A 21,739-nucleotide genomic window follows, 5' to 3' on the forward strand; every position below is an offset into this window, starting at 1 on the left:
ACCGGTTCATCGATGCTGTTCCGGCATAGACTCTGGTCGTGGACGTCCTCGGAGCCTGGCGAGCGTTCGTCAACGTGAGCGAGCACGGCAGCTTCACCGAGGGCGCGGCGGCGACGCGCATCCCGCAGTCCGTGGCGAGCCGCCGGATCGCCGCCCTGGAGAAGCATCTCGGCGAGCGCCTGCTGGACCGGTCGTCGCGCCAGGTGACACTCACGCGGTTCGGCCGCGACATGCTCCCGTCGGCCAAGCGCCTCGTCCGCCTGGCCGAGGCCATGGAGGACGAGGCCGAGCGCGCCAAGCTGAGCCCGCTTCGCCTCGCCGTCCCCGACGTCTGCGGCGTCCTCGACCTGGCGGTGCTGGACGCGGAGGCCCGCCGCAAGGGCGTCTACCTGGACTTCCATCCGGCGCCGCCGGCCGAACGGGCCGAGCTCGTCCGGTCCCGGGAGGTCCGCGCCGCCCTGACGGCGGTTCCGCCGGACGACGGGACCTGGTCGGTACGGCTCGGGCTGGCCGGCGCCGCCGACCCGCCCACCCGGACGGTCCACCTTGAGAGCCTCCGCGCGGACCGGGCGCCGCTGTCGGCGCGGCGACGCCGGATCTGGATCCAGCCCGAGGACGACGTCCCCCACATCCGGGACCGCGTGTTCCGGACGCGCGACGCGGTCGGCCTGCGGCCCGCCCAGGTCGCCGTCGCGCCATCCCTCGTCGCCGCCACGGCGGAGGTCGTGGGCGCGGGCGATCTCCTTCTATGCTCACCCAAGCAGGCGGAGGACCTCGGCCTGCACTGGCGCCCGGTCGGCGATCTCCAGGTCGCGCGCGGCTTCGAGGTGGTCGCGGCGATCGGCGACGACGCGGAGCGCGTCCGGACCCGGCTCCGGGCGGAGATCGCCCGCTGCCTGGGCGCTCACCGGCCCGACCGGGACGCGGGACCAACGGGTGAGACGACGGCTGGGGGTGCGCGGTGACGAGTGTCGAGGGCCTGATCCGTGAGCTGCGGCGGACGCTGGACGACGCGGGGCTCGGCGGCTCGTTCCTGGTCCGGGACCTGCACTCCGGCGACGAGATCGGCATCGAGCCGGACCTGGAGTTCCCGGTCGCCTCGCTCGTGAAGATCCCGCTGGCCCTCGCCACCCTCCAGCGCATCCGGCGGGGAGAGCTCGACGGCGCCACCCGGCTCCTGGTGGGGCCGGGCGGCGTCACGACTCCCGGGCCGGCCGGGCTGAGCAGGTTCCGTCATCCGGCCGAGATCGCCGTCGACGACCTGCTGCACCTCAGCATGGCGGTGAGCGACAACGCCGCGACGGACGCGCTGTTCACCCTCACCCCGCCCGCCGAGGTCGCGGCGATCCTGCACGGGCTCGGCGTACGCGGCATCACGGTCCGGCACACCATCGCCGACATCGCCGAGACCCTGGCCGGGCGCCTGCCCCGGGAAGAGGTCCACCTCGCCCACGCCCTCGCCATCGAGGCCGGAACGACCGGGCGGGGCCACCGGATCCCGCAGCTCGACGTGACGCTCGCGAACTCCGGCTCGGCACGGGCCTTCCTCGACCTGCTGCAGGCGCTGTGGACCCCCTCGAAGATCGACGCGGACGTCGCCGAGCGGGTCCGGGGCCTCATGGGCGACAACATGCTGCGGCATCGGCTGGCACCCGACCTCAGCTCCGACGCCTCACACTGGTCGTCCAAGACCGGAACGCTCCTCAACCTGCGCCACGAAGTGGGCGTGGTCGAGCACGCCGACGGCCGGATCTTCGGGGTGGCCGCGCTCACCGAGTCACGGGTGCCGGCGATGCACCAGCCCGGGGCCGAGGCGCTGATGGGCCAGGTCGCACGGACCCTCCGCGACCGCCTCCGCGCGATGTGACCCCGCGCCCCGGGGCTCAACGCGGCCGTCAGCCAGGCTCGTCGGCCGTGCCGACCAAGTCCTCGGGCGTACGCAGCGCATCAAGCGACGCATCGGACGTGCGCGGCGCATCGGACGTGCGCGATGCATTGGGCGTGCGTGGCCCGTCCGACGTGCGCGGCGCATCGGACCGGTGGACGGCGCCGGCCCCGTCGCCGGGCTCCCGGGCGGCGGCGGGACCCGCCGTCGCCAGAACCGAGCCGGCCAGGATCAGGGCGAAGGCGGTGACGATGCCGACGGTCAGCGGCTCGTCCAGGAACACCGCCCCGGCCGCCACCGCGATCGCCGGGTTGACGTACGTGATGACGGTGGCGCGGGCCGGACCCGCCTCCTTGATCAGCTCCAGAAAGGCCACGAAGGCGACCGCTGTGCACACGACCCCGAGACCGGCGAGGGCGGCCAGGACCTTGCCGGACGGCATGGCGGACGGGCCGGTGACGGCGGCCACGGGCGCGTAGACCAGGGCGGCCAGGGCCAGGCAGGCGGCCGTGAGCTGGAGCGAGGTGACGCTCTTCAGGTGGCGTGCGGCGATCAGCGGGGCCGTGGCGTAACCCACCACGGTCGCCAGCACCTCGGCGAGAGAGCGGGCGTCGCCGCCGGTCAGGTGTGGTGCGGTGAGGACCGCGACCCCCGCGAGGCCCACCGTCAGGCCCGCCGCCCGCCGGGGCCCGAGCCGGTCCGTGTCGCCGAAGAAGCGGGCCGCGGCGACTCCGACGATCGGCACGCCCGCGATCAGCAGGCCCGCCGTGGAGCTGGACAGGTGCCGCTCGGCGTCGCTGAGGGTGAACCAGGGGACGATGATCTCGATGCACGCGAAGGCCAGCAGGGGACGCCAGTGCGCCCGTACGGCACGGACGAGGCCGCCCTGCCGCAGCGCGAAGGGCAGGAGCAGCACGGCTCCGATCGCGCAGCGCGTGAACACCACCGTGGACGGGGACACCGCGTCCACCGCCACCTTGATCATCAGATAGGGGATGCCCCAAACCACTCCCATCAGGGAGAAGAGGAGCCAACCACGTGCAGTCATACGGCGAGTATCGGCCGGACGGCAGACGCCGTCTTGAACGCTGTTGCGGCAATGCGGCCCTTGCCCACGCTGCTCGGCCTACGCGCCCTGCCCTGCCCTGCCCATCCGCTCCACGACACGGCCCGTCAGGAATCGTGTGATGACCCGGCGGGCGTTCGGTCGCCGCAGGGTCACCTCTGTCCGCCGGAACCGCTCACGGAACTCAGGCTCGCGCGCACGGGTGCGGCGGTTTCGCGCAGCGGGCCGTGGGCGGAGCCGATCTCGACGCGCTCGCGGTCGGTATCGCGACGGCCCTGACCGCCATCCACCAGGCCAGGTTGATCCATCGGGACCTCAAACCCTCCAACGTGCTGCTGTCCCCGGTCGGTCCGCGGATCATCGATTTCGGTATCGCCCGCGCTCTGGACGCCACCGGGCAGCTGACGCGTACCGGGACGGTCATCGGCACCCCCGGCTACATCGCGCCTGAGCTGTTGGCCGGTGGCCGGCCGCTCCCGGCCGCCGACGTGTTCTGCTGGGGCGCCGTCGTCGCCTACGCGGGCACGGGCCGTCCTCCCTTCACCGGGGCCGGCGGCGCCGAGATCAACGACCGGGTCCAACACTCCGAGCCTGATCTGGACGGCCTTGAGCCGCACCTTCGCGAACTCGTCGCCCGTGCCCTCGCCAAGGATCCCGCCGCCCGACCGGCCGTTCCCCAGCTGCTCTCCGAGCTCACCGGCTCGCCGTCCGCTCCACCCCAGCCGTCCGCTCCACCCCAGTACGGGGACTCTCGCACCCGCCGGCTGACAACACGGTTCGACTCTCACGCTGCCCGGCGACTCGCCCCGTACGCGGGTCTGGGCGCGGTCGTACTCGTCGCGGCCGGCGCCGTCGCGCTGGCCCTGGCCGCGTCCAACGGAGATACCAGAGCGGGAAACAGCGGCCAGCCCACGACGGCGACCTCGTCCGCCACCAGCGCCACACCCTCGGCATCACCCACGAGCCCTCAGCCGGCCACCTCGTCCGCACCCGACCCGCAGCCCAGCACGCAATCGCCCCCTCCGAACCGGGGCCCGATCACCAACACCGCCAGCGGACTGTGCGTCGACACCGACGGCCCGCAGGGCTCTGGTGTCCACGTGCAGGTCCGTGACTGCGGGAACTACAGCGGCCAGCGCTGGAGCTACGACCAGGCCGCCTATCGCCTCGTCAACCCGCCCAGCGGCCTGTGTCTCGACACGGCCGGAGCCCCCGCCAGAGGAGTCAACGCCGTACTGAACCGGTGCGGGAACTACAGCGGCCAGCAGTGGCGCTACGACCCCGGCACCGGCCGGTTCACCAACCTCACCAGCGGTCTGTGTCTGGACACGGACGGGCCACCCGCCAACTACGTCGCCCTGGTGACCAACCCCTGCGGGAACTACACCGGCCAGCGCTGGCATCGGTGAGCCTCCCCCGCCCACACGAAGACCGCCATGCCGTCCTCACCACGCTGCTGCGCTATGCCGCCCTCGCCACGCTGGTGCGGTACGCCGCCGGGGTGACCCCCAGCACGCGCCGGAACCACCGGGTGAGGTGGGCCTGGTCGGCGAAGCCGACGAGTGCGGCCACCTCGGCGGGCCGCAGGCCGGACTCCAGGAGTGCGCGGGCCCTGGTCACCCGGTACTGGGCGAGCCACGCGTACGGGGGCACCCCCGTCGCCGTGCGAAAGGCGCGTAGGAGCTGGTAGCGGGACAGGCCCAGTTCGGCGGCGAGGCCGGCGAGTGAGGGTGGGGCGGTGAGGTCGTCGGCCAGGCGGTCGCGGACGGTGCGGGCGATCCAGGCGGCGCCCGGGACCGTGTCGTTCGCCGGGCGGGCGGTGGAGTGGCGTTGGGCGAGCGCGGTCAGCAGCCAGGGGAGGCGGCACTCCGTTTCCAGGGGGTCGGGGCAGCGGACGATGTCGGTGTGCGCGGTGCGCAGGGCCTCGGCGAGTTCGGGGTCGGCGAGGAGCGGTTCGCGAAAGTGCGGGAGGCCGCCACGGGTGCCGTCGGTGAACAGGGCGGGGTCGGCGTACATCGCGAGGTAGGCGTAGCCGGTGATGGGCGTGGCGGGGCCGCCGGTGTGCATCTCGCCGGGCTCCAGGACGATGACGGAGCCTGGGCCGGTACGGATGCGGCCGCCGCGGTAGTCGATGGACTCCACGCCGCCCACGCAGACGCCGACGGTGAACTCGTCGTGCGCGTGCGGGGCGTAGACGTGCTTGTCGAAGCGGGCGGTGAGCAGGTCGATCGGAGGGCCGGACGGGCCGAGCCGCGCCCTGGTCCACTGCGCCAGTTCCCGTGCGCTCACCGCATGCTCCCTTCCGGACCTAGGGCCCGTCTCAAAGCCCGGCTGTCCTACTGCGCGGCTTTGAGACGGGCCCTGGCGCGGCCCCTCGGCGATCGCCGAGGGGCCGCGGTACGTGATCGACGACGGGTCAGCCGCCGAGGCCGGCCTGCTTGAGCCAGTCCTTGGCGACGGCGCTCGGGTCCTGCTTGTCGCCGACGACCTTGGTCATCATGGCGAGCAGGTCGGCGGTGGTGAGTTTGGCCGACACCGCGTTGAGGGCGGTGCGGCCGGTGTCGTTCAGGTTGGCCTTGTAGACCAGCGGCACGACGTTCTGCGCGCTGAAGACGTTCTGGGGGTCCTCCAGCACGACGAACTTGTTCGCCGCGATCGTCGGGTCCGTCGTGAACAGGTCGGCGGCCTGGATGCTGTCGTTCTTCAGCAGCTTGACCAGCGTCGTCTGCGCGTTGGCGTCGAACGGCTGGAACTTCTTGAACTTCAGCCCGTACTTGCTCTCCAGCCCGACCAGGCCCTGCTCGCGGGTCTTGAACTCCGACGGCAGGCGATCGTGAGCTGCCCGGCGACCGGCTTGAGGTCGGCGATCGACTTGAGGTGGTACTTGGCGGCGGTCTGGGAGTTGACCGTCACCGAGTCCTTGTCCTCGGCCTTGGAGGCGTCGAGGATCTCCAGCGAGGCGGGCAGCTTCGCCTTCAGCCCGGCGTTCACCTCGTCGGTCGTCACGGCCTTGCTGGTCTTGTCGACCGAGGTGGTCAGCAGCGCGCCGTTGTACTCCGGCATCACGGTGATGGCGCCGGACTTGACCTGGTCGTAGTAGATCTCGCGGCTGCCGATGTTGAACTTCTTGGTGACCTTGACGCCCTTGGCCTCGAGGGCCTGGGCGTAGACCTCGCCGAGCAGCTGGCTCTCGGGGAAGTTGGCCGATCCGACGACGACGCCTCCCGAGCCGCCGCCACCGGCGCTCTTCTGATCGAGCGGGTTGCCGCCGCTCTTGTCACCGCTGCCTCCGCAGGCGGTGAGGGCCAGCGCGATGGCCACGCCGACGGCGGCACCACGGACAATGCGGATCATGGATGTTCCTTCCCTCTGAATCATGAACTCAGGCTTGGTTGCGCAGGCCCCGGGACACGACGGCCCTGCGGATGCCGGCGAAGGCGACCTGGACGGCGACGGCCAGGAGGACCACGAGCACCGAACCGCCGACGACCGACGGGTAGTCCTTCCGGGAGAGGCCGTCGACGATGTAGCGGCCGAGGCCGCCGATGCCGGCGTACGCGGCGATGGTGGCGGTCGCGACGACCTGGATGGCGGCGGTGCGCAGGCCGAGGAGGATGAGCGGCAGCGCCACGGGCACCTCGGCCTTGAGCAGGATGCCCGTGCCGGTCATGCCCATCCCCCGGGCGGCGTCCTTGATGTCGGGGTCCACGCCGCGGACGCCCTCGTAGGTGTTGACGAGGATCGGCGGTGTCGCCAGCGCGATCAACGGGACGATCACCGGGGTCAGGCCGATCGAGGTCACCGTCACGACGAGCAGGACCAGCCCCAGGGTCGGGACGGCACGCGCGAAGTTGGCGACGGTGACGACGGCGAACCCGCCGCGTCCGGTGTGGCCGACGAGCGCGCCGAGCGGGAGCGCGATGGCGGCGGCGATGAGCAGGGCCAGTGCGCTGTACCCGAGGTGTTCGAGCAGCCGGTGCGGGATCCCGTCGCCACCGCTCCAGTTCGCGGAGGCGGTGAGCCAGGTCCAGGCGGCCCTGATCTGGTCGGCGAGGTTCATCGGGTCCTCCTCCGGGCCCAGGGCGTGAGCAGGCGTTGCGCGGCGACGAGGACGCCGTCGCTGACCAGGGCGAGGCCGATGATCAGCACGCAGGAGACGACGAGGGGCGTGGTGAAGTCACGGGAGTAGCCGTCGATGAACAGCTGCCCGAGCCCGCCGTTGCCGATGAGCACGCCGACGCTGACCAGGCTGATCGAGGCGACGGTGGCGACCCGCGCGCCCGCGATGACGACCGGGACCGCGATCGGCAGCTCGACCTGAACGAGCCGCCGCAGCGTGCCGAAGCCCATGGCGGTGGCGGCCTGGCGGACCGGGTCGGGGACGGACCGGAGCCCGTCGACGACGTTCGGCACGAGGACCGACAGGGAGAACAGCGTCATCGGCACGATGATGGTGAAGTCGGCCTTGCCACCGGAACCGATCCCGAAGTACGGGATGAGCAGCATGAAGAACGCGAGCGACGGCGCGCCGTACAGGATGTTGGCGATACCCAGCGTCGGCGGGTAGAGCCAGCGCCACCGCACGCACATGACGCCGAGCGGGATCGCGATCACGAGGCCGAACAGGATCGGCAGCAGCGCGAGCTTGAGGTGGTGCGCGGTCAGGTCGGCGAGCTGGCCGGCGTGGTCGCCGATCCAGTCCCAGCGGATGAAGGGCTCGCCGTCCGCGGCGGCGATGACGTTCATCGCTCGGCCGCCCCGACGCCCGGCTCGTCCCGCAGGTCGAGCTCGCGGTTGAAACGCAGCCGCTTGAGCCCCTTCTCCCCGCCGAGGAACTCCTTGACGAAGGCGTCGGCCGGGTGGCCCAGCAGCTCGTCGGGCGTGGAGTGCTGGGCGAGGACGCCGCCGACCTTGAACACCGCGACGGTGTGCCCGAGCTTGACCGCCTCGTCGATGTCGTGGGTGACGAACGCGATGGTCTTGCGCAGCTCGGACTGCAGCCGGATGAACTCGTCCTGCAGGCTGCTGCGGACGATCGGGTCGACGGCGCTGAACGGCTCGTCCATCAGCATGACCGGTGGGTCGGCGGCGAGCGCGCGGGCGACGCCGACGCGCTGCTGCTGGCCGCCGGACAGCTGGAAGGGGTAGCGCTTGGCCATCTTCGGGTCGAGGCCGACGCGCTCCATCAGCTCCAGAGCCGTCGCCCGGGCCTTCTTCTTGTCCCAGCCGAGCAGGTAGGGCACGGTCGCGATGTTGTCGACGATCGTGCGGTGCGGGAACAGCCCGGCGTGCTGGATGACGTAGCCGATGCCGCGGCGCAGGCGGGCCGGGTCCTGGGCGCGGATGTCCTCGCCGTCGATCGTGATGGTGCCGCTGGTCGGCTCGATCAGACGGTTGATCATCCGCAGCGTGGTGGTCTTGCCGCAGCCGGACGGGCCCACGAGGACCGTGATCTGGCCGGTGGGTATTTCGAGCGTGAGGTCGTCGACGGCCACCGTGCCGTCGGCGTACCGTTTCGAGACGCCGTCGAATTTGATCAAGGCTGGCTCTCCCTTGCCTGCAACGTGCGCGACCCGCCCCGACGTCGACGCGTGACCGGATGGCCGTTTGGGTTCCTTATTGGACTCGACCGGCGGCGGTCACGACACCCGGCCGATCCCGCTTTCGTCTGAGATGCGAGACTCTTGGCAGAGCTTCGCGGAAAGGCGCGACGAGTGCGTTTCAGCAGCGTAACCGGCATGTGGCGAAGGCCGAACCCGCTCACTGGAGGCCCGGCGGACGATGGGCCCGGGCATCGGGGGCCCGTCTCGGCCCCGGTGACCAAAAAACCACCGCCTATCATCCGGAACACCGCTCTCCGGGCGCGCGCCAATGCGGCCGGGGTGGAGACACCCCGGCCCGCGCCCGGGTGGCGTCGGGGTGCCCCCAGAGGACACGGTCCGGTTCGATCACGAGTGGCGCAGCCTCTCATCCATCCGAGATTAAAGGTCGAAATAGTGTCTTATTCCCTTGTCGTAAGGTTTCAACGATGAACCAGACGGCCGTGGACCTCAACGGAAGCGGCCTGACCTGCGACATCGTGGGGCTCGTCGCTAGAAGCAGCGTCTTGGTCACGGTTTCGCCACAAGCTGTCGAGCGGGCCCGGCAGGCATGGGAGGTCGCCCGCGACGTGGCGGACCGGCAGCCGGTCTACGGCCGCACCACCGGCGTGGGCGCCAACCGGAACGTCGCGATCGAGGACGACGACGCGCACGGCCTGCGCCTGCTGCGCAGCCACGCCGGCGGGGCCGGTCCGTTGCTGCCCGCCGAGACCGTACGCGCGATGCTCGTCGTGCGTCTCAACCAGATCGCCGCAGGCGGCTCCGGCGTCGACCCGGGCGTGCTCGGCGCGCTGTCGGACGCGATCAACCGCTGGGCGATCCCCCCGATCCCGGTGTACGGCGCGATCGGGACCGGCGACCTGACCGCGCTCGCCGCGACCGCCCTGTGCCTCATCGGCGAACGCCCCTGGCAGGGTGGGGCCGCCGGTCCGCACTTCCCGCTGCGCCCGTCCGACGCCCTGGCCTTCATCAGCTCGAACGCCGCGACGCTCGGCGAGTCCGCGCTCGCCTGCCGGGACGTGACCGAGCTGCTGCGCGCGGCGATCCCGGTGGCCGGGCTGTCGCTGCTGGCCGTGCGCGGCTCCCTGGAGGCCTTCGCCGCGCCCGTGCACGAGGCGTGCCCCCACCCCGGCCAGCGGCGGGTCGCCGAGGCGGTGCGCGGGCTGGTCCTCGAGGTCGCCCCGGCCCGCATCCAGGATCCGTACGGCTACCGGGCGTTCCCCCAGGTGCACGGCCCCGCCGTGGACGTCGCCGAGCACGCCGAGGGCATCGTCACCCGCGAGATCAACGCCGCGGCCGAGAACCCCCTCGTCGACGTGGCGAACCGCACGGTCTGGCACAACGGCAACTTCCACACGGCGTACGTGGGCCTGGCGCTCGACGCCGTACGGGCCGCGATCTTCCAGACGGCGGCGCTGTCGGCGGCCCGCCTCGGGACGCTGGTGGAGCCGGCCTTCACCGGGCTGGAGGCCTTCCAGGCCGCGCCCGGAGAGCCCGGCTCGGGGATCATGATCCTGGAGTACGTCGCGCACTCGGCCATCGCCGACATCCGGCGGCTCGCCGCCCCGGCGGCGCTCGGCAGTGCCGTGCTGTCGCGGGGCGTCGAGGAGCACGCGGGCTTCTCCACCCAGTCGGCGCGGGCCACCACGGATGTGATCACGGCGTTCCGCACGGCGCTCGCCTGCGAGCTCGTCGCCGCCGTACGCGCGCTGCGCATGCAGGACCGCGTCCCGCCGGGCCGGATCGGCGAGGTGTACGCCCAAGCGGCCGACGCGCTCGACCCGGCGGTCGAGGACCGGCCGCTCGACGCCGACATAGCCACCGCCGCCGACCTGCTGGCCCGGATCGCGCCGTACGGGTCCTACTGAGGGCATTTCCCGGTCGATTCGCGTGGGAGGAGGCTGGGCTCGCAGACGATGCGGCGGCGGCGCGGCTTGCCGTCGATGCCGCCGACGATCACCCGGACGGCCGAGTGGACGATGCCGTCGATGTCCCAGTCGACGCTGGTGAGGGGCGGGGTGAGCAGCGCGGACATCGGGTGGTTGTCGAACCCGGCGACCGACACGTCGCCGGGCACCGCGAGGCCGAGCGCGCGGGTCGCGGCGTAGGCGCCGTAGGCGATCGAGTCGGAGAAGCAGAACAGCGCGGTCGGCCGGTCGGGCGCGTCGAGCACCGTCAGGGCCGTCTGGGTCGCGCCGGGCAGGTCCTGGGGCGAGGTGACGACGTCGACCTCGATCCCGATGCGTGAGGCCTCGGCGTGGACGTGCACGTCGGCGGGGCGGTCGGGGGTGCTGGCACGCGTCGGGGTGAGCACGGCGATGCTCCGGTGGCCGAGCTGACGCAGGTGCTCCAGGGCGAGCGTGACGCCGGCGCGGTTGTCGAACACCACCTCGCCGTACGCGTGCCCGCCGCGCAGCGAGTCGCCGACGGACACGACCGGCAGGCTCTCCCCCAGCTCGGCCCAGACCTCGGCGGCCGGGTCGACCGGCTGCACAATCAGGCCGTCGACGCGCTGGTCGCGCAGCTGCCGGGCGAGCGTCACCTCCCGCTCGGGGTCGCCCGCCGCGTCGAGGATGATGGCGTAGCGGTCGCGGGCGAACAGCGCCCGGCCGATCCCCACGGCCAGGGCCTGCTGCCACAGGTCCTCGAGGGAGCCGCAGAGCAGGCCCACCATGCCGGTGCGCCCGCTGGCCAGGGCCCGGGCGATGGGGTGCGCCTCGTAGCCCAGCTCGCGGGCGGCCTCGCGGACCCGCTGCTGCGTCTCCTCCGACGTCTGGATCCCGCGCAACGCATACGAGACCGCGGCCGGCGAAAGCCCCGTCGCCTTCGCCACCTCACGGATGGTCGCTCGCTTGCGTTGCTGCTGCGCCACGCCCCAACCCTATAGAGAGGGTCTGACAAGAGTGAGGGCGAAATCGCCGTCCGCATCCGTCCAGAATCGGTCGATCGCCATGCCCGCCGCTCCGGCCTCGGCGTCCAGGCGCTCCCGGCGGAACTTCGCGGATATCTCCGTACGCACCTCCTCCCCCTCCGCGAACTCCACTTCCAGGTCGATCACGGGCACCTGGACGACCTGCCGTTCCAATGAGCGCAACCGCATCTCGATCCACTCGTCACCCGGGTTCCACACGGCGACGTGCGCGAAGCGTTCCGGGACGAAGTCCGCGCCGAGCTCCCGGTTGATCACATTGAGGACGTTCCGGTTGAACTCCGCGGTGACCCCCTGGGCGTCGTCGTACGCGCGGACCAGCCGCTTCTCGTCCTTGACCAGGTCCGCGCCGAGCAGCAGCGCGTCCTCGTCGCCCATCGTCGCGCGCAGCGCGCTGAGGAACGACACCCGTTCGGCCGGGGCCATGTTGCCGATCGTCCCGCCGAGGAACACGATCAGGCGGCGCTCCCCGTCGGGCAGCAGGGACAGGTGCCGCTCGTAGTCGGCCACGACCGGGTGCACCCGCAGACCGGGGTGGTCCGCGGCGATCTCTCCGGCCGCGCGGGCGAGGAAGTCGCCGCTGACGTCGACGGGCACGTACGTGTGGAGGGTGCCGGACAGGGCGTCGAGCAGCATCCGGGTCTTCTCCCCCGACCCGGCCCCCAGCTCCATGAGCGTGCGCGCCCCGGTCGCCTCGGCGATCTCGGGCGCCCGCGCGGCGAGGATCGCGCGTTCGCGGCGGGTCGGGTAGTACTCCTCCAGCCGGGTGATCTCCTCGAACAGCTCGCTGCCGCGTTCGTCGTAGAACCACTTGGCGGGCAGGGTCTTCGGCCTGGAGCCCAGGCCTTCGGCGACGTCCCGGCGAAGCGCCTTCCCCAGGTCGTCGGGGGTGAGAAAGCGATCCACGATGGCCTCCCGATGTTCTCGTGTCCGTCGTCGGCCCGGCAGGGGCCTTGTCACAGTGGGCTCACACGTACCCCGAGGTGATCGACCGTCACCAGGGAACGGTCGGGCACCTCTTCCCATCCGGGCTCGTCGTCGTACGGCTCGGAGGCGATCACCGCTCCCTCGCCTCGCCGGACGAACAGCGTGTCGCCCCAGGCGGTGGCGGCCAGCGAGCGCCCGTCGGCGGCGAGGAGGTTGTAGCGGCCCGGGGCCAGCGCGGCGGTGGTCTGCGTGGCGTGCGCGAGGCCCTCCGCCAGGGTTCCGCCGGCGCGCCACCGCCCGGCGGCCAGCGCGAAGGTCAGGGCCGAGTCCACCGGCGCGCGGGCGTCGGGGATCGGCGCGAGGTCGCCGGCGAGCTCGCGCAGCTTCGCCTCGACCCCGGCGAACCCCTCGACCCGCCCGTTGTGGCTGAACAGCCGCTCGGAGTCGGTGAACGGCTGGGCGCACGACTCGTCGACCGGGAAGCCGACCGTCGCCGAGCGGACCGCCGCGACCACGCAGCCGCTCTGGACGACCTCGGCGACGTCGGCGAACGACACGTCCGTCCACATCGGCTGGGACCGGCGATACCGTACGGGCCGGTCACGGGCGGCGTCGTACCAGCCCGCGCCGAACCCGTCGGCGTTCAGGACGCAGGTGCCGTTCATGCGCGGCGCGTACGACTGCCGCTCCAGGGAGAACTCCGGGGCGTACAGCAGCTCGTGCAGGGTGCGCGGCGGGCCGAGGTAGGCGAGGTGACGGCACATCAGACGTCCCTCGCGCAGCGGAACCCTGCGAAGATCTGCCGGCGGATCGGGTAGTCCCAGTTGCGGAACGTCGTCCGGCAGGCCATCGGGTGCGTGGCCCAGGAGCCGCCGCGCAGCACCTTGTAGTCGGTGCCGAAGAACACCTCGGAGTACTCCTTGTACGGGAAGACGCGGAACCCGGGGTAGCCGCGGAAGTCGCTCGACGTCCACTCCCACACGTCCCCGAGCATCTGCCGCACGCCGTACGCCGACGCGCCCTCGGGGTACGAGCCGACCGGAGCGGGCCGCATCATCCGCTGCCCGAGGTTCGCGTGCTCACCGTCGTCCCCCCAGGGGAGGCGGCGCTTGCGGCCCGCAGCCGGGTCCCAGCTCGCCGCCTTCTCCCACTCGGCCTCGCGCGGCAGCCGCTTGCCCGCCCAGCGTGCGTACGCGTCGGCCTCGTACCAGCACACGTGCTGCACCGGCTCCTCCGGCGGCACCGGCTCGGTCCGGCCGAACCTCCGGCGCACCCACTGGCCATCCTCCCGCCGCCAGAACGCCGGGGCGCGCTTCCCGGACCGCGTGCGCCAGTCCCAGCCGTCGGGATGCCACCAGCGCGGTTCGTCGTACCCGCCGTTCTCCATGAACGCCAGGTACGCGGCATTGGACACGGGCGTGACGTCGATGAAGAAAGCGGGCAGTTCGACGGTGTGCGCGCCGCGCTCGTTGTCGTACGCCCACGGGTCGTCCGACGTCCCCATGACGAACGGGCCCGCCTCGACCAGCACCTCCCTCCCGGCCAGGGCGACGTCGCCCGCCGGAGGCACCACCGGCGACGGGTCCAGCAGGGCCGGGCCGTCCTTGCGGAGCTGGTGGGTGGCGAGCATCGTCTCGTCGTGCTGGTGCTCGTGCTGGATGACCATGCCGTAGACGAAGCCGCCCTCAGTGAGCGGGCCGCCCGTCATCGGCGCCTTCTCCAGCGAGTCGAGCACCTTGTTCCGCACCGTGTCGATGTAGGCGCGGCTCTCGGCCGGGGTGAGCAGCGGCAGCTTCGGCCGTTCGGCGCGTGGGTGCTCGAACGCGTCGTACAGGTCGTCGATCTCCGGGCGCATCGCCTCCTGGCCGGCGGCGGCGCGCAGCAGCCACAGCTCCTCGTAGTTGCCGATGTGCGCCAGGTCCCAGACCAGCGGGGACATCAGCGGCGAGACCTGCGTCACCAGGTCCGGCTCGTCGAGCGCGTCGAGCGTCAGAGCGACGCTTCGCTCGCGCGCGGCGATCAGCTCGGTCGCGATCCGTTCCTTCAGGTCCACGTGGGTTCCTCCTCGGCGGTCGTGGCGGGCGGTCCGGCGGGAACGCCCGGCACGGCCGGGTACACGTCGGGCCTCGCGGGCGTACGCCCGCCGGCCCCGTCAGCCGGTCGCCCGCCCTCGGCCCGGCCGGCGGGTCCCCCGCCGTCGGTCCGATCAGCGGGTCGCCCACCGGCTCCGTCGGCGGGTCGCCCGCCGGTCCGGTCAGCGGGTCGCCCGCCGGACCGTCGCTCGGCCTCCTCGTCGGCCGGGCTGCGGCCGCGTTCGACGAAGCGGCGGGCGTACGCCTCCACTGGCGGAACGAGCGTGTCGGCGCCGAGCCGGGGCAGGGCGTCCAGGGCGGCCTCGAAGCAGCGCCGCGCGGCGCGGGCCAGCACCGGGTCGGTGAGGGCGTCCCGTGCGGCCTGCGGCCAGCGGCCCCGGGCGGGCTCGGTGGCCTCCTCGGCGACGTCGGCCGCGAGCGGGTCGTCCAGCAGCGCGGTCGCGACGGCGAGGGGCACCGGCCAGTACGGCTCCGGCAGGGCGTCGATCATCCGCAGCTCGAGCCAGCCCTGCGGCCGGACCGGCGGGAACAGCGTCGACAGGTGGTAGGCCAGGTCCCCGACGTCGGGCCGGCCCGTGGCCGCCCACTCGCGGAAGGTCATCCCCGGCGCCGCCACCCAGCCGTCGCGGATCAGCATGAGCTGCGCGTCGAGGGCGTAGCGGGTCCACGCCTCGACGGGGTCGTCACCGCCGACGGGCGCGGTGCGCCCCTGGTCGAGCGTCTCCCACACGATCTGCCGGCTCGACCGCCCGGACGGGCCGGGCGAGTTGGCGAAGGCCGCGACCAGCACGGGCCCGAGCGCGTGCGCGAGCCGCCATCGCCGGGCTGCGTCCTTGTCGTCGGCGCCGATGTCGAGGCAGACCTGGAGCGATGCGGTGCCGCACATCATGCGCAGGCCGAACTCCCCGAAGTACTCCCGCATGCAGCGGTAGCGGCCCTCGGTCGCCTGGAACTCCGTGGGCCGGTCGTCGGTGCCGCGCCCCTCCAGGACCAGTCCCTTCTCGGCCAGGTGGGCGCCGACGTGGGCGATGTCCCGCGCGATCGCGGCGTACGCGGCGGCGGGGCCTCGCTGAGGGGACGAGCTGAGCTCGAGCTGGCCGCCGGGTTCGTACGTGATGCGGCTTCCGGCCGGCGGAGGCCCGGCCGCCTCCATCGCCCCCTGGACACGCGACAGTGGAACGCTCCGTGCCGGAGCGCTCCGGTCGATCACGAACCACTCGGTCTCCACGCCGACGAGCCCCGGTGGCCCTGTCTTGAAGCACACTCCCTTGACGTGTTCGTAGATCTCATCGATGGTCAGGCGGCTCATCGGCCCACCTCCGATCCGGCGACGAACGGAGAGCTTTCCCTACTGAACCGCATCAATAATCCGAAAAGTACTTTTCATTGCGTAAAGCCCGAGGTGTCCACCTGGTGACCTCCGAGCGGGTGAAACGGTCAACTGAACCGGTACACTGATACGGTTCAGTGAACCGGTTCAGGAGCGTTCAACGCCTAGGAGGCCCACGTGCGGATCGACGTCCACCAGCACCTCTGGGGGCCGGCGTTCGTCGAGGCGCTCCGGCGGCGTACGGCCCCTCCCCGACTCGACCACTGGACGCTCCACCTCGCCGGCGAGGCGCCGTTCGAGGTCGACCCGGCCGATCACGACGTGGCGCGCCGCACCGCCGCCCTCGAGGAGGACGGCGTCGATCTCGCGCTGACCTCCCTGTCCGCGCCGCTCGGCATCGAGTTCCTGCCTCCCAGGGAGGGCGCTCCGCTGCTCGACGCTCACCACGCGGACGTGCTGCTGCTGCCCGAGCCGTTCCGCGCGTGGGCCTCCGCGGGCCTGGCCGAGATCGACGCCACCGCCCTCGCCAGGCTCCTCGACCAGGGGTTCACCGGCCTGCAGCTGCCCGCGACGGCACTGCTCGACGCGGCGGGGTACGACCGGTGCGGGCCGCTCCTGGCGCTGCTGGAGGAACGCGGCCGGCCGCTCTTCGTCCACCCCGGCCCGGCGCCGGTGACGGACGGGCCGGGGTGGTGGCCTGCGCTGGTCCCGTACGTCCAGCAGATGCACGCCTCCTGGTTCGCCTTCCGCGCGTTCGGCCGGCCGCGCCATCCCGGGCTGCGCGTGTGCTTCGCGCTGCTCGCCGGGCTCGCCCCCCTGCACGGCGAACGCCTGGCCGCGCGCGGCGGCGGACGCGGCCAGGTCGACCCGGACGCCTACCTGGAGACGTCGTCGTACGGGCCGCGCGCCGTCGACGCCACGATCCGCGCGATCGGCATCGACACGATCGTGTGCGGTTCCGACCGCCCGTACGCGCGGGCCCCCGCCGGCTTCGGCCTCGGCGACGCCGCCGAGCACGCCATCCGCACCGCGAATCCGCATCGCCTACTCACCGGAAAGGACTGACCCCCGTGGCCTTCGAGTCCCTGCCTGCACGAAGCCTCGACCGGCATGAGCTGCGCCGCCTCGTCGACGATCTGGCCGCCCACCCCGAGACGTGGCGCGCGCTCGTGGACTTCCCCGACGGCAAGCGCCATTACGTGTCACTGCACCGGGACGAATACGTCGACGTGTGGCTGCTGTGCTGGACACCGGAGAACGACACGGGCTGGCACGATCACGACATCTCCTCCGGCGCGGTCGCGGTCGTCGACGGCGCCCTCATGGAGTGCAACCCCCGGATCGGCGGCGCGCACGTCGAGGTGGAGGTGGAGTCGGGCGCGTCGTTCTCCTTCGGCCCTGAGCACATCCACCGCCTGGTCGGGTCGGCGGACCGCAGCGTGTCCATCCACGCCTACTCGCCCCCGCTCTGGCGCCTCGGGCAGTACTCCATCGACGACGGCGGCGTCATGCGCCGCGTCTCGGTCAGCTACGCGGACGAACTCCGCCCGCTCGACGAGGTGGCATAGGGGGGAAGTCCCCCTGGCGTCACGTTTTGGCACGCTGGTAGCTTGCTCTTGACTTGGAACGAGCCACCTGCGGCCGAAACGGAGTTAGAGGGTGTCCCTGACGGAGGCGCTGCGCGCCGGCGAGCCGGAGGCCTTCGGCCTGCTCTACGACGAGCACGGCGCGCTGCTGTACGCCTGCTGCCGCCGCATGGCCGGCGACGAGGCGGCCGACGCCGTACGGGACGCCTTCGTCGCCGCCGCCCGTCACCCGGCCGGGCCGCCGCCCGACGACGAGTCGCTCCCCGTGTGGCTGTACGCGCTGGCACGCGCGGAGTGCGCACGCCGCGGCGCGCCGCCCGCGGCGGCCCCCAGAGCGGCGCCGCTGGAGCGCGCGCTGGCCCGGCTGCGTCCCGAGCACCGGGAGGCGCTCGCGCTGACCGCCGTCCTGGAGACCGAGGATCTCGCACGGATCCTCGGCGTGGCGCGCGACACCGCCGAGCAACTGGTCCGGATGGCCCGACGCCGGCTCGAGCAGGCCGTCATCGCCGTCCTGGAGGCCGGCGCCGCGGCGGACGACGAGCTGCTGACGGCACTGGCGAAGGGCCGCCTCCACGCGCTGGTGATCCGGCCGGACGACCCGCCGGCGTCGCTGCGCGAGCAGGTGCTGGCCGCCTGCGCCGCCACCGAGCGGGCGACCGGCGGCGCGCTGCTGTTCGACGCCGACGGCCTGCCCGTCCCGCTCGACACCCTGTTCGGCCCGGCCGAGGCGGACACCGGCCCCCAGCCGAAGGTCGGGCCCGCCGCGCCGCCGGCCCACCACCACCGCAAGCCCCGTGCCCGGCACGCCGTCCTCACCGAGGCGCTCACCCTCGCCGCGTGCGCCGCGACCGTCATCGGGGCGATCGTGCTCTGGCCGGCCGGCACCGACCGCGGCGCCTCCACCGTCGACGACCACACCCGGATCGTGCACCGGGCCACGTCCAGTCCCACGGCCTCGGCAGGCGGCACCATCCCGCTGAACGGCGGGTCCTCGGCCGTCGCCACGACACCGGCGCCGTCCACGGCCGGGTCCGCGTCGCCGTCCGGCACGCCCACGCCCACACACCCCTCCTCGTCGGCGCCGGCGAGCCGCCCGCCCGCGAGCCCGTCCACCCCCACGACGCCGACGCCGAAGCCGCCGACGTCCGCCCCGGCGACGCCGAGCCCGACGACCTCACTGCCCGGCCTTCCGCTCCCGGCCGTGACGTCGAGCACGACCCCGACCCCGAAGAAGACCGGCCCCAAGCACTGAGCGCGCGCGAGACCCGGCTGAGCGCGACCCTCCATCCGGCGCGTTGACCGGGCCTCGCCGTCGGCCACGGCCCTGCCGAGTCGGCGGAACGAACCGCGAAGAACTCTTCGCGAAGAACCCTTTGCAAAGATTTCTTCGCGGTTTACCGTGAAGATCATGACCGACTTCGGGGATCAGCGGCGCCCTCCGGGCGAAGAGAACGTCGTCGTCCTGGACGCGAGAGGACTGCGCGCCATCGCGCACCCCGTACGGGTGGAGCTGCTCCTCTTGCTACGGAAGCAGGGACCGTCGACGGCCACCCGGCTCGCCGAACGGTTGGGCGTCAACTCCGGCACGGCGAGCTACCACCTCCGCCAGCTCGACGCGGCGGGCTTCGTCGAGGAGGATCGCGAGCGCGGGAACGCGAGAGAGCGCTGGTGGCGCTCAGTTCACGAGTCCACGTCTTTCAACGATCCGGAGCTGGCAGAGCGCGAGCCCGAAGCCGCGTTCGCCTTCCTGCAGTCCGTCGCCGCCGCCAACACTCTGCGGGTCCAGCGGACACTCAACGAACTTCAGACGATGCCCCGGCCGTGGCGGGACGCCTTCGGTATGAGCGACTGGCTGCTGCGGCTGACCCCGGACGAGGCCCTCGCCCTGCGGAGGGAGCTGCAGGCGGTCATCGAGCGGTACCGGCGGGATACGCCCGAGACGGTGACCGGAGCTCCGGAGGGCGCCGAACAGGTCTCGCTGATCATTAATACGCTGCCGGACCTGGACGCGACCGTCACCCCCGTCGGCTCCTCGGACGCCGAGAAGCCGACGGTGGAGACATCGTGACGGACGAGATCCCGGCCACCGCGCGCGTATCCGAAAAGCGGACCCTGCGGCCGTTGGGCGGGCTGCTCACGGCGATCGCCGTGTCGTTGACCGGCACCCGGGTCTCGGCCATCGCGCTGCCGTGGTTCGTGCTCGTCACGACCGGCAGCGCCACGCGGACCGGGCTGGTGGCGTTCTGTGAGATGACGCCGTACGTGCTGGTCAAGACGTTAACCGGGCCGCTCGTGGACCGGGCCGGCCCGAGGGTCGTGTCGTGGACCACCGACCTGGTGAGCGCGAGCGCCGCCGGTGCCATCCCCCTGCTCCACTCCACGGGCCTGCTCACCTTCCCGGTGCTGCTGGCCCTGGTCGCACTGATCGGCGCGGCGCGCGGCCCCGGCGACCTGGCCAAGGAGGTCATGATCCCGGACGCGGCCGAGCGCAGCCGCGTGCCGACGGCGCGGGCCACGGGCCTGACCGGAGCGATCGAGCGGCTGGCCGCCACTGTCGGTCCGGCGGCCGGAGGCACGCTGATCGCACTGCTCGGCCCGCTGACCGGCCTCGTTCTCAACGCCGGCTGCTTCGCGCTCGGATCGGTGATCACCGCTCTGGTGCTGCCACGCGGCATGGGCGGCGCGACGGAGAAGGCTGGATCGGCCCAGGCGGAGCCGGGGTACTGGCGGCGTTTCGGCGAGGGCTTCGCCTTCCTTCGCGGCGAGCCGCTCCTGCTCACGATCTTCATCATGGTCGGCATCACGAACCTGCTGGACGCGGGCTTCATCACGGTGTTCCTGCCCGTGTGGGCTAAGGACTCCGGGAACGGAGCGGCCGCGATCGGCCTGAACAACAGCGCGCACGCGGTGACGGCCCTCGCCGGGAGCCTGTGCGCCGCGGCGATCGCCCACCGTATGCGGCGCCGCCTGGTCTTCTTCGCCGGGTTCACGATCGCCGGCGCGCCGCCGTTCCTCATCCTCGCCTCGGCCGCACCGATGTGGGTGATCGTCCCGGTGTTCGCCATCTCCGGGTTCGGGGCCGGCTTCCTCAACCCGATCATCGGGGCGGTCTCCTTCGAAAGGGTGCCGCGTCACCTGCTCGGCCGGGTCAAGGCCCTGGGCGACTCGCTGGCCTGGGGGGGCATCCCGCTGGGCGGGCTGATCGGCGGAGCGGCGGTGGCGTCGTGGGGGCTGGCGCCCGTGCTGCTGGCCGGCGGCGGCGCGTACTTCCTCACGACCAGCCTGGCCGGGCTACGACCCGAGTGGCGCGAGATGGACCGCCGGCGCGGCCGCACCGGCAGCGCCTTGGAATCAAGCGTCCAGTGAGCTCTCGCCGGTGAGAATCTCGCGGATGACGTGGCGGGCGTTGGCGGACATGACCGGGTTGGTGTGGCGGTAGTACGGCAGCTGGCTGACGGCCATGGACAGGGCCCAGCCGCGGCCGCGCGCCCAGGTCGCGTCGTCGGCGTCCAGGGCGTCCCGGAAGACCTTCCGTCCCGATGGGGGCAGGAGGTTCCACGCGACGATCAGATCGCAGGCGGGGTCGCCGAGGCCGGCGGTGGAGAAGTCCAGGACCGCGGTGAGCCTTCCCCCGGCGACGAGCAGGTTGCCGGGCATGAGGTCGGAGTGCGCCCAGCACGGCGCGCCCGTCCACGGCGGTGCGGCGAGCGACTCCTCCCAGGCCGCGATCGCCGCCTCGGCGTCGAAGGGCTCGTCGGTGTGCCGCAGCTCTTCGATCGCCGCGCGCGTCTCCGCGTCGACGGTCGCCAGCGGCACCCCGCGGTAGGCGACGGGCGCGTCGTCGAGGTCGACCTTCCGCATGGCCGTGACGAACGCCGCCAGGTCACGCGCCAGGAGTTCGGGCTCGGCGACCCTGCCCTCGACCGGGCACTCGCCCTCGATCCACCGGTGCACCGACCAGGGCAACCGGTATCCCTCGGCGGGTTCGCCCCGGCCGACCACGGTCGGAATGGTGACCGGCAGCACGGGCGCGAGCCTCGGAAGCCACCGCTGCTCCCGCTCCAGCGCCTCCACGCCTCCCGCCGTGAGCGGGAGCCGGGCGGTCAGCTCGGCGCCGATCCGGTAGACGGCGTTAACGGTCCCCCCGGAGGCGAGCCGCTCGACCGGCAGGTCCGCCCACTGCGGGAACTGCCCGCGGATCAGCCGCCCGACGAGCTCCGCGCCGGTCTCCACCTCGTCGGCATGCATCTTGACCATCCGCCGATGAGATCGCCGCGAGGCCCCGCGGGTCAATCGGTTTTGCACCTCGGGAAGCCCTGCCGG

At 72.6% G+C, this 21,739-nt stretch carries 19 protein-coding genes and 2 pseudogenes; 9 read left to right on the forward strand and 12 right to left on the reverse strand.

Annotated elements, in window-relative coordinates; all coding sequences use genetic code 11:
* The first annotated feature begins 38 nt into the window (after positions 1-38).
* Both ACYVF7_RS48085 and ACYVF7_RS48090 read left to right on the forward strand, forming a co-directional pair.
* A complete protein-coding gene (locus ACYVF7_RS48085) occupies positions 39-965 on the forward strand; it encodes a LysR family transcriptional regulator (RefSeq protein ID WP_460352942.1) in 927 nt (308 codons plus the stop codon).
* Positions 962-1,867 (forward strand): serine hydrolase, encoded by a 906-nt coding sequence (locus tag ACYVF7_RS48090; protein WP_460352943.1) that lies wholly within the window; start codon positions 962-964, stop codon positions 1,865-1,867. Before ACYVF7_RS48085 ends, ACYVF7_RS48090 begins: the two co-directional genes overlap by 4 nt.
* Positions 1,868-1,895: 28 nt before the next feature.
* Here the strand turns inward: ACYVF7_RS48090 and ACYVF7_RS48095 are convergent, their stop codons facing one another.
* Entirely contained in the window at positions 1,896-2,933 is a 1,038-nt protein-coding gene (locus ACYVF7_RS48095) for a DMT family transporter (protein ID WP_460352945.1), read from the reverse strand.
* A 245-nt stretch (positions 2,934-3,178) separates the two neighbouring features.
* On the opposite strand from ACYVF7_RS48095, the gene ACYVF7_RS48100 reads away from it, so the two are divergent.
* Complete coding sequence (locus ACYVF7_RS48100) at positions 3,179-4,360, forward strand: protein kinase domain-containing protein (RefSeq protein ID WP_460352947.1); 1,182 nt, start codon at positions 3,179-3,181, stop codon at positions 4,358-4,360.
* 52 nt (positions 4,361-4,412) lie between these two features.
* Here ACYVF7_RS48100 and ACYVF7_RS48105 read toward each other — a convergent pair whose 3' ends face one another.
* From ACYVF7_RS48105 to ACYVF7_RS48125, 5 genes and pseudogenes are all read right to left on the reverse strand, one after another.
* Positions 4,413-5,240 (reverse strand): helix-turn-helix domain-containing protein, encoded by an 828-nt coding sequence (locus ACYVF7_RS48105; protein ID WP_460352948.1) that lies wholly within the window; start codon positions 5,238-5,240, stop codon positions 4,413-4,415.
* A gap of 127 nt (positions 5,241-5,367) precedes the next feature.
* Positions 5,368-6,329: pseudogene (locus ACYVF7_RS48110) on the reverse strand (ABC transporter substrate-binding protein).
* Positions 6,330-6,333: 4 nt separating this feature from the next.
* Entirely contained in the window at positions 6,334-7,011 is a 678-nt protein-coding gene (locus tag ACYVF7_RS48115; RefSeq protein WP_460352950.1) for an ABC transporter permease, read from the reverse strand.
* A complete protein-coding gene (locus ACYVF7_RS48120) occupies positions 7,008-7,697 on the reverse strand; it encodes an ABC transporter permease (protein WP_460352952.1) in 690 nt (229 codons plus the stop codon). Before ACYVF7_RS48120 ends, ACYVF7_RS48115 begins: the two co-directional genes overlap by 4 nt.
* Before the next feature lie 32 nt (positions 7,698-7,729).
* Positions 7,730-8,491: pseudogene (locus ACYVF7_RS48125) on the reverse strand (ABC transporter ATP-binding protein); the annotation flags it as partial.
* Between the two features lie 488 nt (positions 8,492-8,979).
* On the opposite strand from ACYVF7_RS48125, the gene ACYVF7_RS48130 reads away from it, so the two are divergent.
* Positions 8,980-10,419, forward strand: coding sequence for an aromatic amino acid ammonia-lyase (locus ACYVF7_RS48130; protein ID WP_460352953.1), 1,440 nt, complete (start codon positions 8,980-8,982; stop codon positions 10,417-10,419).
* Here ACYVF7_RS48130 and ACYVF7_RS48135 read toward each other — a convergent pair.
* From ACYVF7_RS48135 to egtA, 5 genes are read right to left on the reverse strand one after another with little or no spacing between them, the layout of a single operon-like run.
* Positions 10,413-11,423 carry a LacI family DNA-binding transcriptional regulator gene (locus ACYVF7_RS48135; RefSeq protein ID WP_460352955.1) on the reverse strand — a complete coding sequence of 337 codons (1,011 nt, stop codon included), beginning with the start codon at positions 11,421-11,423 and terminating at the stop codon, positions 10,413-10,415. The two genes, ACYVF7_RS48130 and ACYVF7_RS48135, sit on opposite strands and share 7 nt — an antisense overlap.
* A 9-nt stretch (positions 11,424-11,432) precedes the next feature.
* Positions 11,433-12,386 carry an L-histidine N(alpha)-methyltransferase gene (egtD, locus tag ACYVF7_RS48140; protein WP_460352956.1) on the reverse strand — a complete coding sequence of 318 codons (954 nt, stop codon included), beginning with the start codon at positions 12,384-12,386 and terminating at the stop codon, positions 11,433-11,435.
* Between the two features lie 50 nt (positions 12,387-12,436).
* Positions 12,437-13,171 carry an ergothioneine biosynthesis protein EgtC gene (gene egtC, locus ACYVF7_RS48145; protein WP_460352957.1) on the reverse strand — a complete coding sequence of 245 codons (735 nt, stop codon included), beginning with the start codon at positions 13,169-13,171 and terminating at the stop codon, positions 12,437-12,439.
* The gene (egtB, locus tag ACYVF7_RS48150) at positions 13,171-14,460 is read right to left on the reverse strand and encodes an ergothioneine biosynthesis protein EgtB (protein ID WP_460352958.1); all 1,290 of its coding nucleotides are present in this window, start codon (positions 14,458-14,460) and stop codon (positions 13,171-13,173) included. The genes egtC and egtB overlap by 1 nt, the downstream gene beginning before the upstream one ends.
* On the reverse strand, positions 14,451-15,809 hold the full coding sequence (gene egtA, locus ACYVF7_RS48155) for an ergothioneine biosynthesis glutamate--cysteine ligase EgtA (protein ID WP_460352960.1): 1,359 nt from the start codon (positions 15,807-15,809) through the stop codon (positions 14,451-14,453). The genes egtB and egtA overlap by 10 nt, the downstream gene beginning before the upstream one ends.
* Before the next feature lie 198 nt (positions 15,810-16,007).
* Between egtA and ACYVF7_RS48160 the strand changes: the two genes are divergently transcribed.
* The 5 genes from ACYVF7_RS48160 (at position 16,008) to ACYVF7_RS48180 (ending at position 20,782) form a co-directional block, all read left to right on the forward strand.
* A complete protein-coding gene (locus ACYVF7_RS48160) occupies positions 16,008-16,895 on the forward strand; it encodes an amidohydrolase family protein (RefSeq protein ID WP_460352961.1) in 888 nt (295 codons plus the stop codon).
* Positions 16,896-16,900: 5 nt separating this feature from the next.
* On the forward strand, positions 16,901-17,398 hold the full coding sequence (locus ACYVF7_RS48165) for a cysteine dioxygenase (RefSeq protein ID WP_460352963.1): 498 nt from the start codon (positions 16,901-16,903) through the stop codon (positions 17,396-17,398).
* Between the two features lie 91 nt (positions 17,399-17,489).
* Positions 17,490-18,668 (forward strand): RNA polymerase sigma factor, encoded by a 1,179-nt coding sequence (locus ACYVF7_RS48170; protein ID WP_460352965.1) that lies wholly within the window; start codon positions 17,490-17,492, stop codon positions 18,666-18,668.
* A gap of 156 nt (positions 18,669-18,824) precedes the next feature.
* Entirely contained in the window at positions 18,825-19,484 is a 660-nt protein-coding gene (locus tag ACYVF7_RS48175; protein ID WP_460352967.1) for a helix-turn-helix domain-containing protein, read from the forward strand.
* Complete coding sequence (locus tag ACYVF7_RS48180; RefSeq protein WP_460352969.1) at positions 19,481-20,782, forward strand: MFS transporter; 1,302 nt, start codon at positions 19,481-19,483, stop codon at positions 20,780-20,782. The genes ACYVF7_RS48175 and ACYVF7_RS48180 overlap by 4 nt, the downstream gene beginning before the upstream one ends.
* Here ACYVF7_RS48180 and ACYVF7_RS48185 read toward each other — a convergent pair.
* Complete coding sequence (locus tag ACYVF7_RS48185; protein ID WP_460352970.1) at positions 20,768-21,673, reverse strand: aminoglycoside phosphotransferase family protein; 906 nt, start codon at positions 21,671-21,673, stop codon at positions 20,768-20,770. The two genes, ACYVF7_RS48180 and ACYVF7_RS48185, sit on opposite strands and share 15 nt — an antisense overlap.
* Between the last annotated feature and the right edge of the window lie 66 nt (positions 21,674-21,739).

Source organism: Actinoallomurus acanthiterrae (assembly GCF_054775715.1).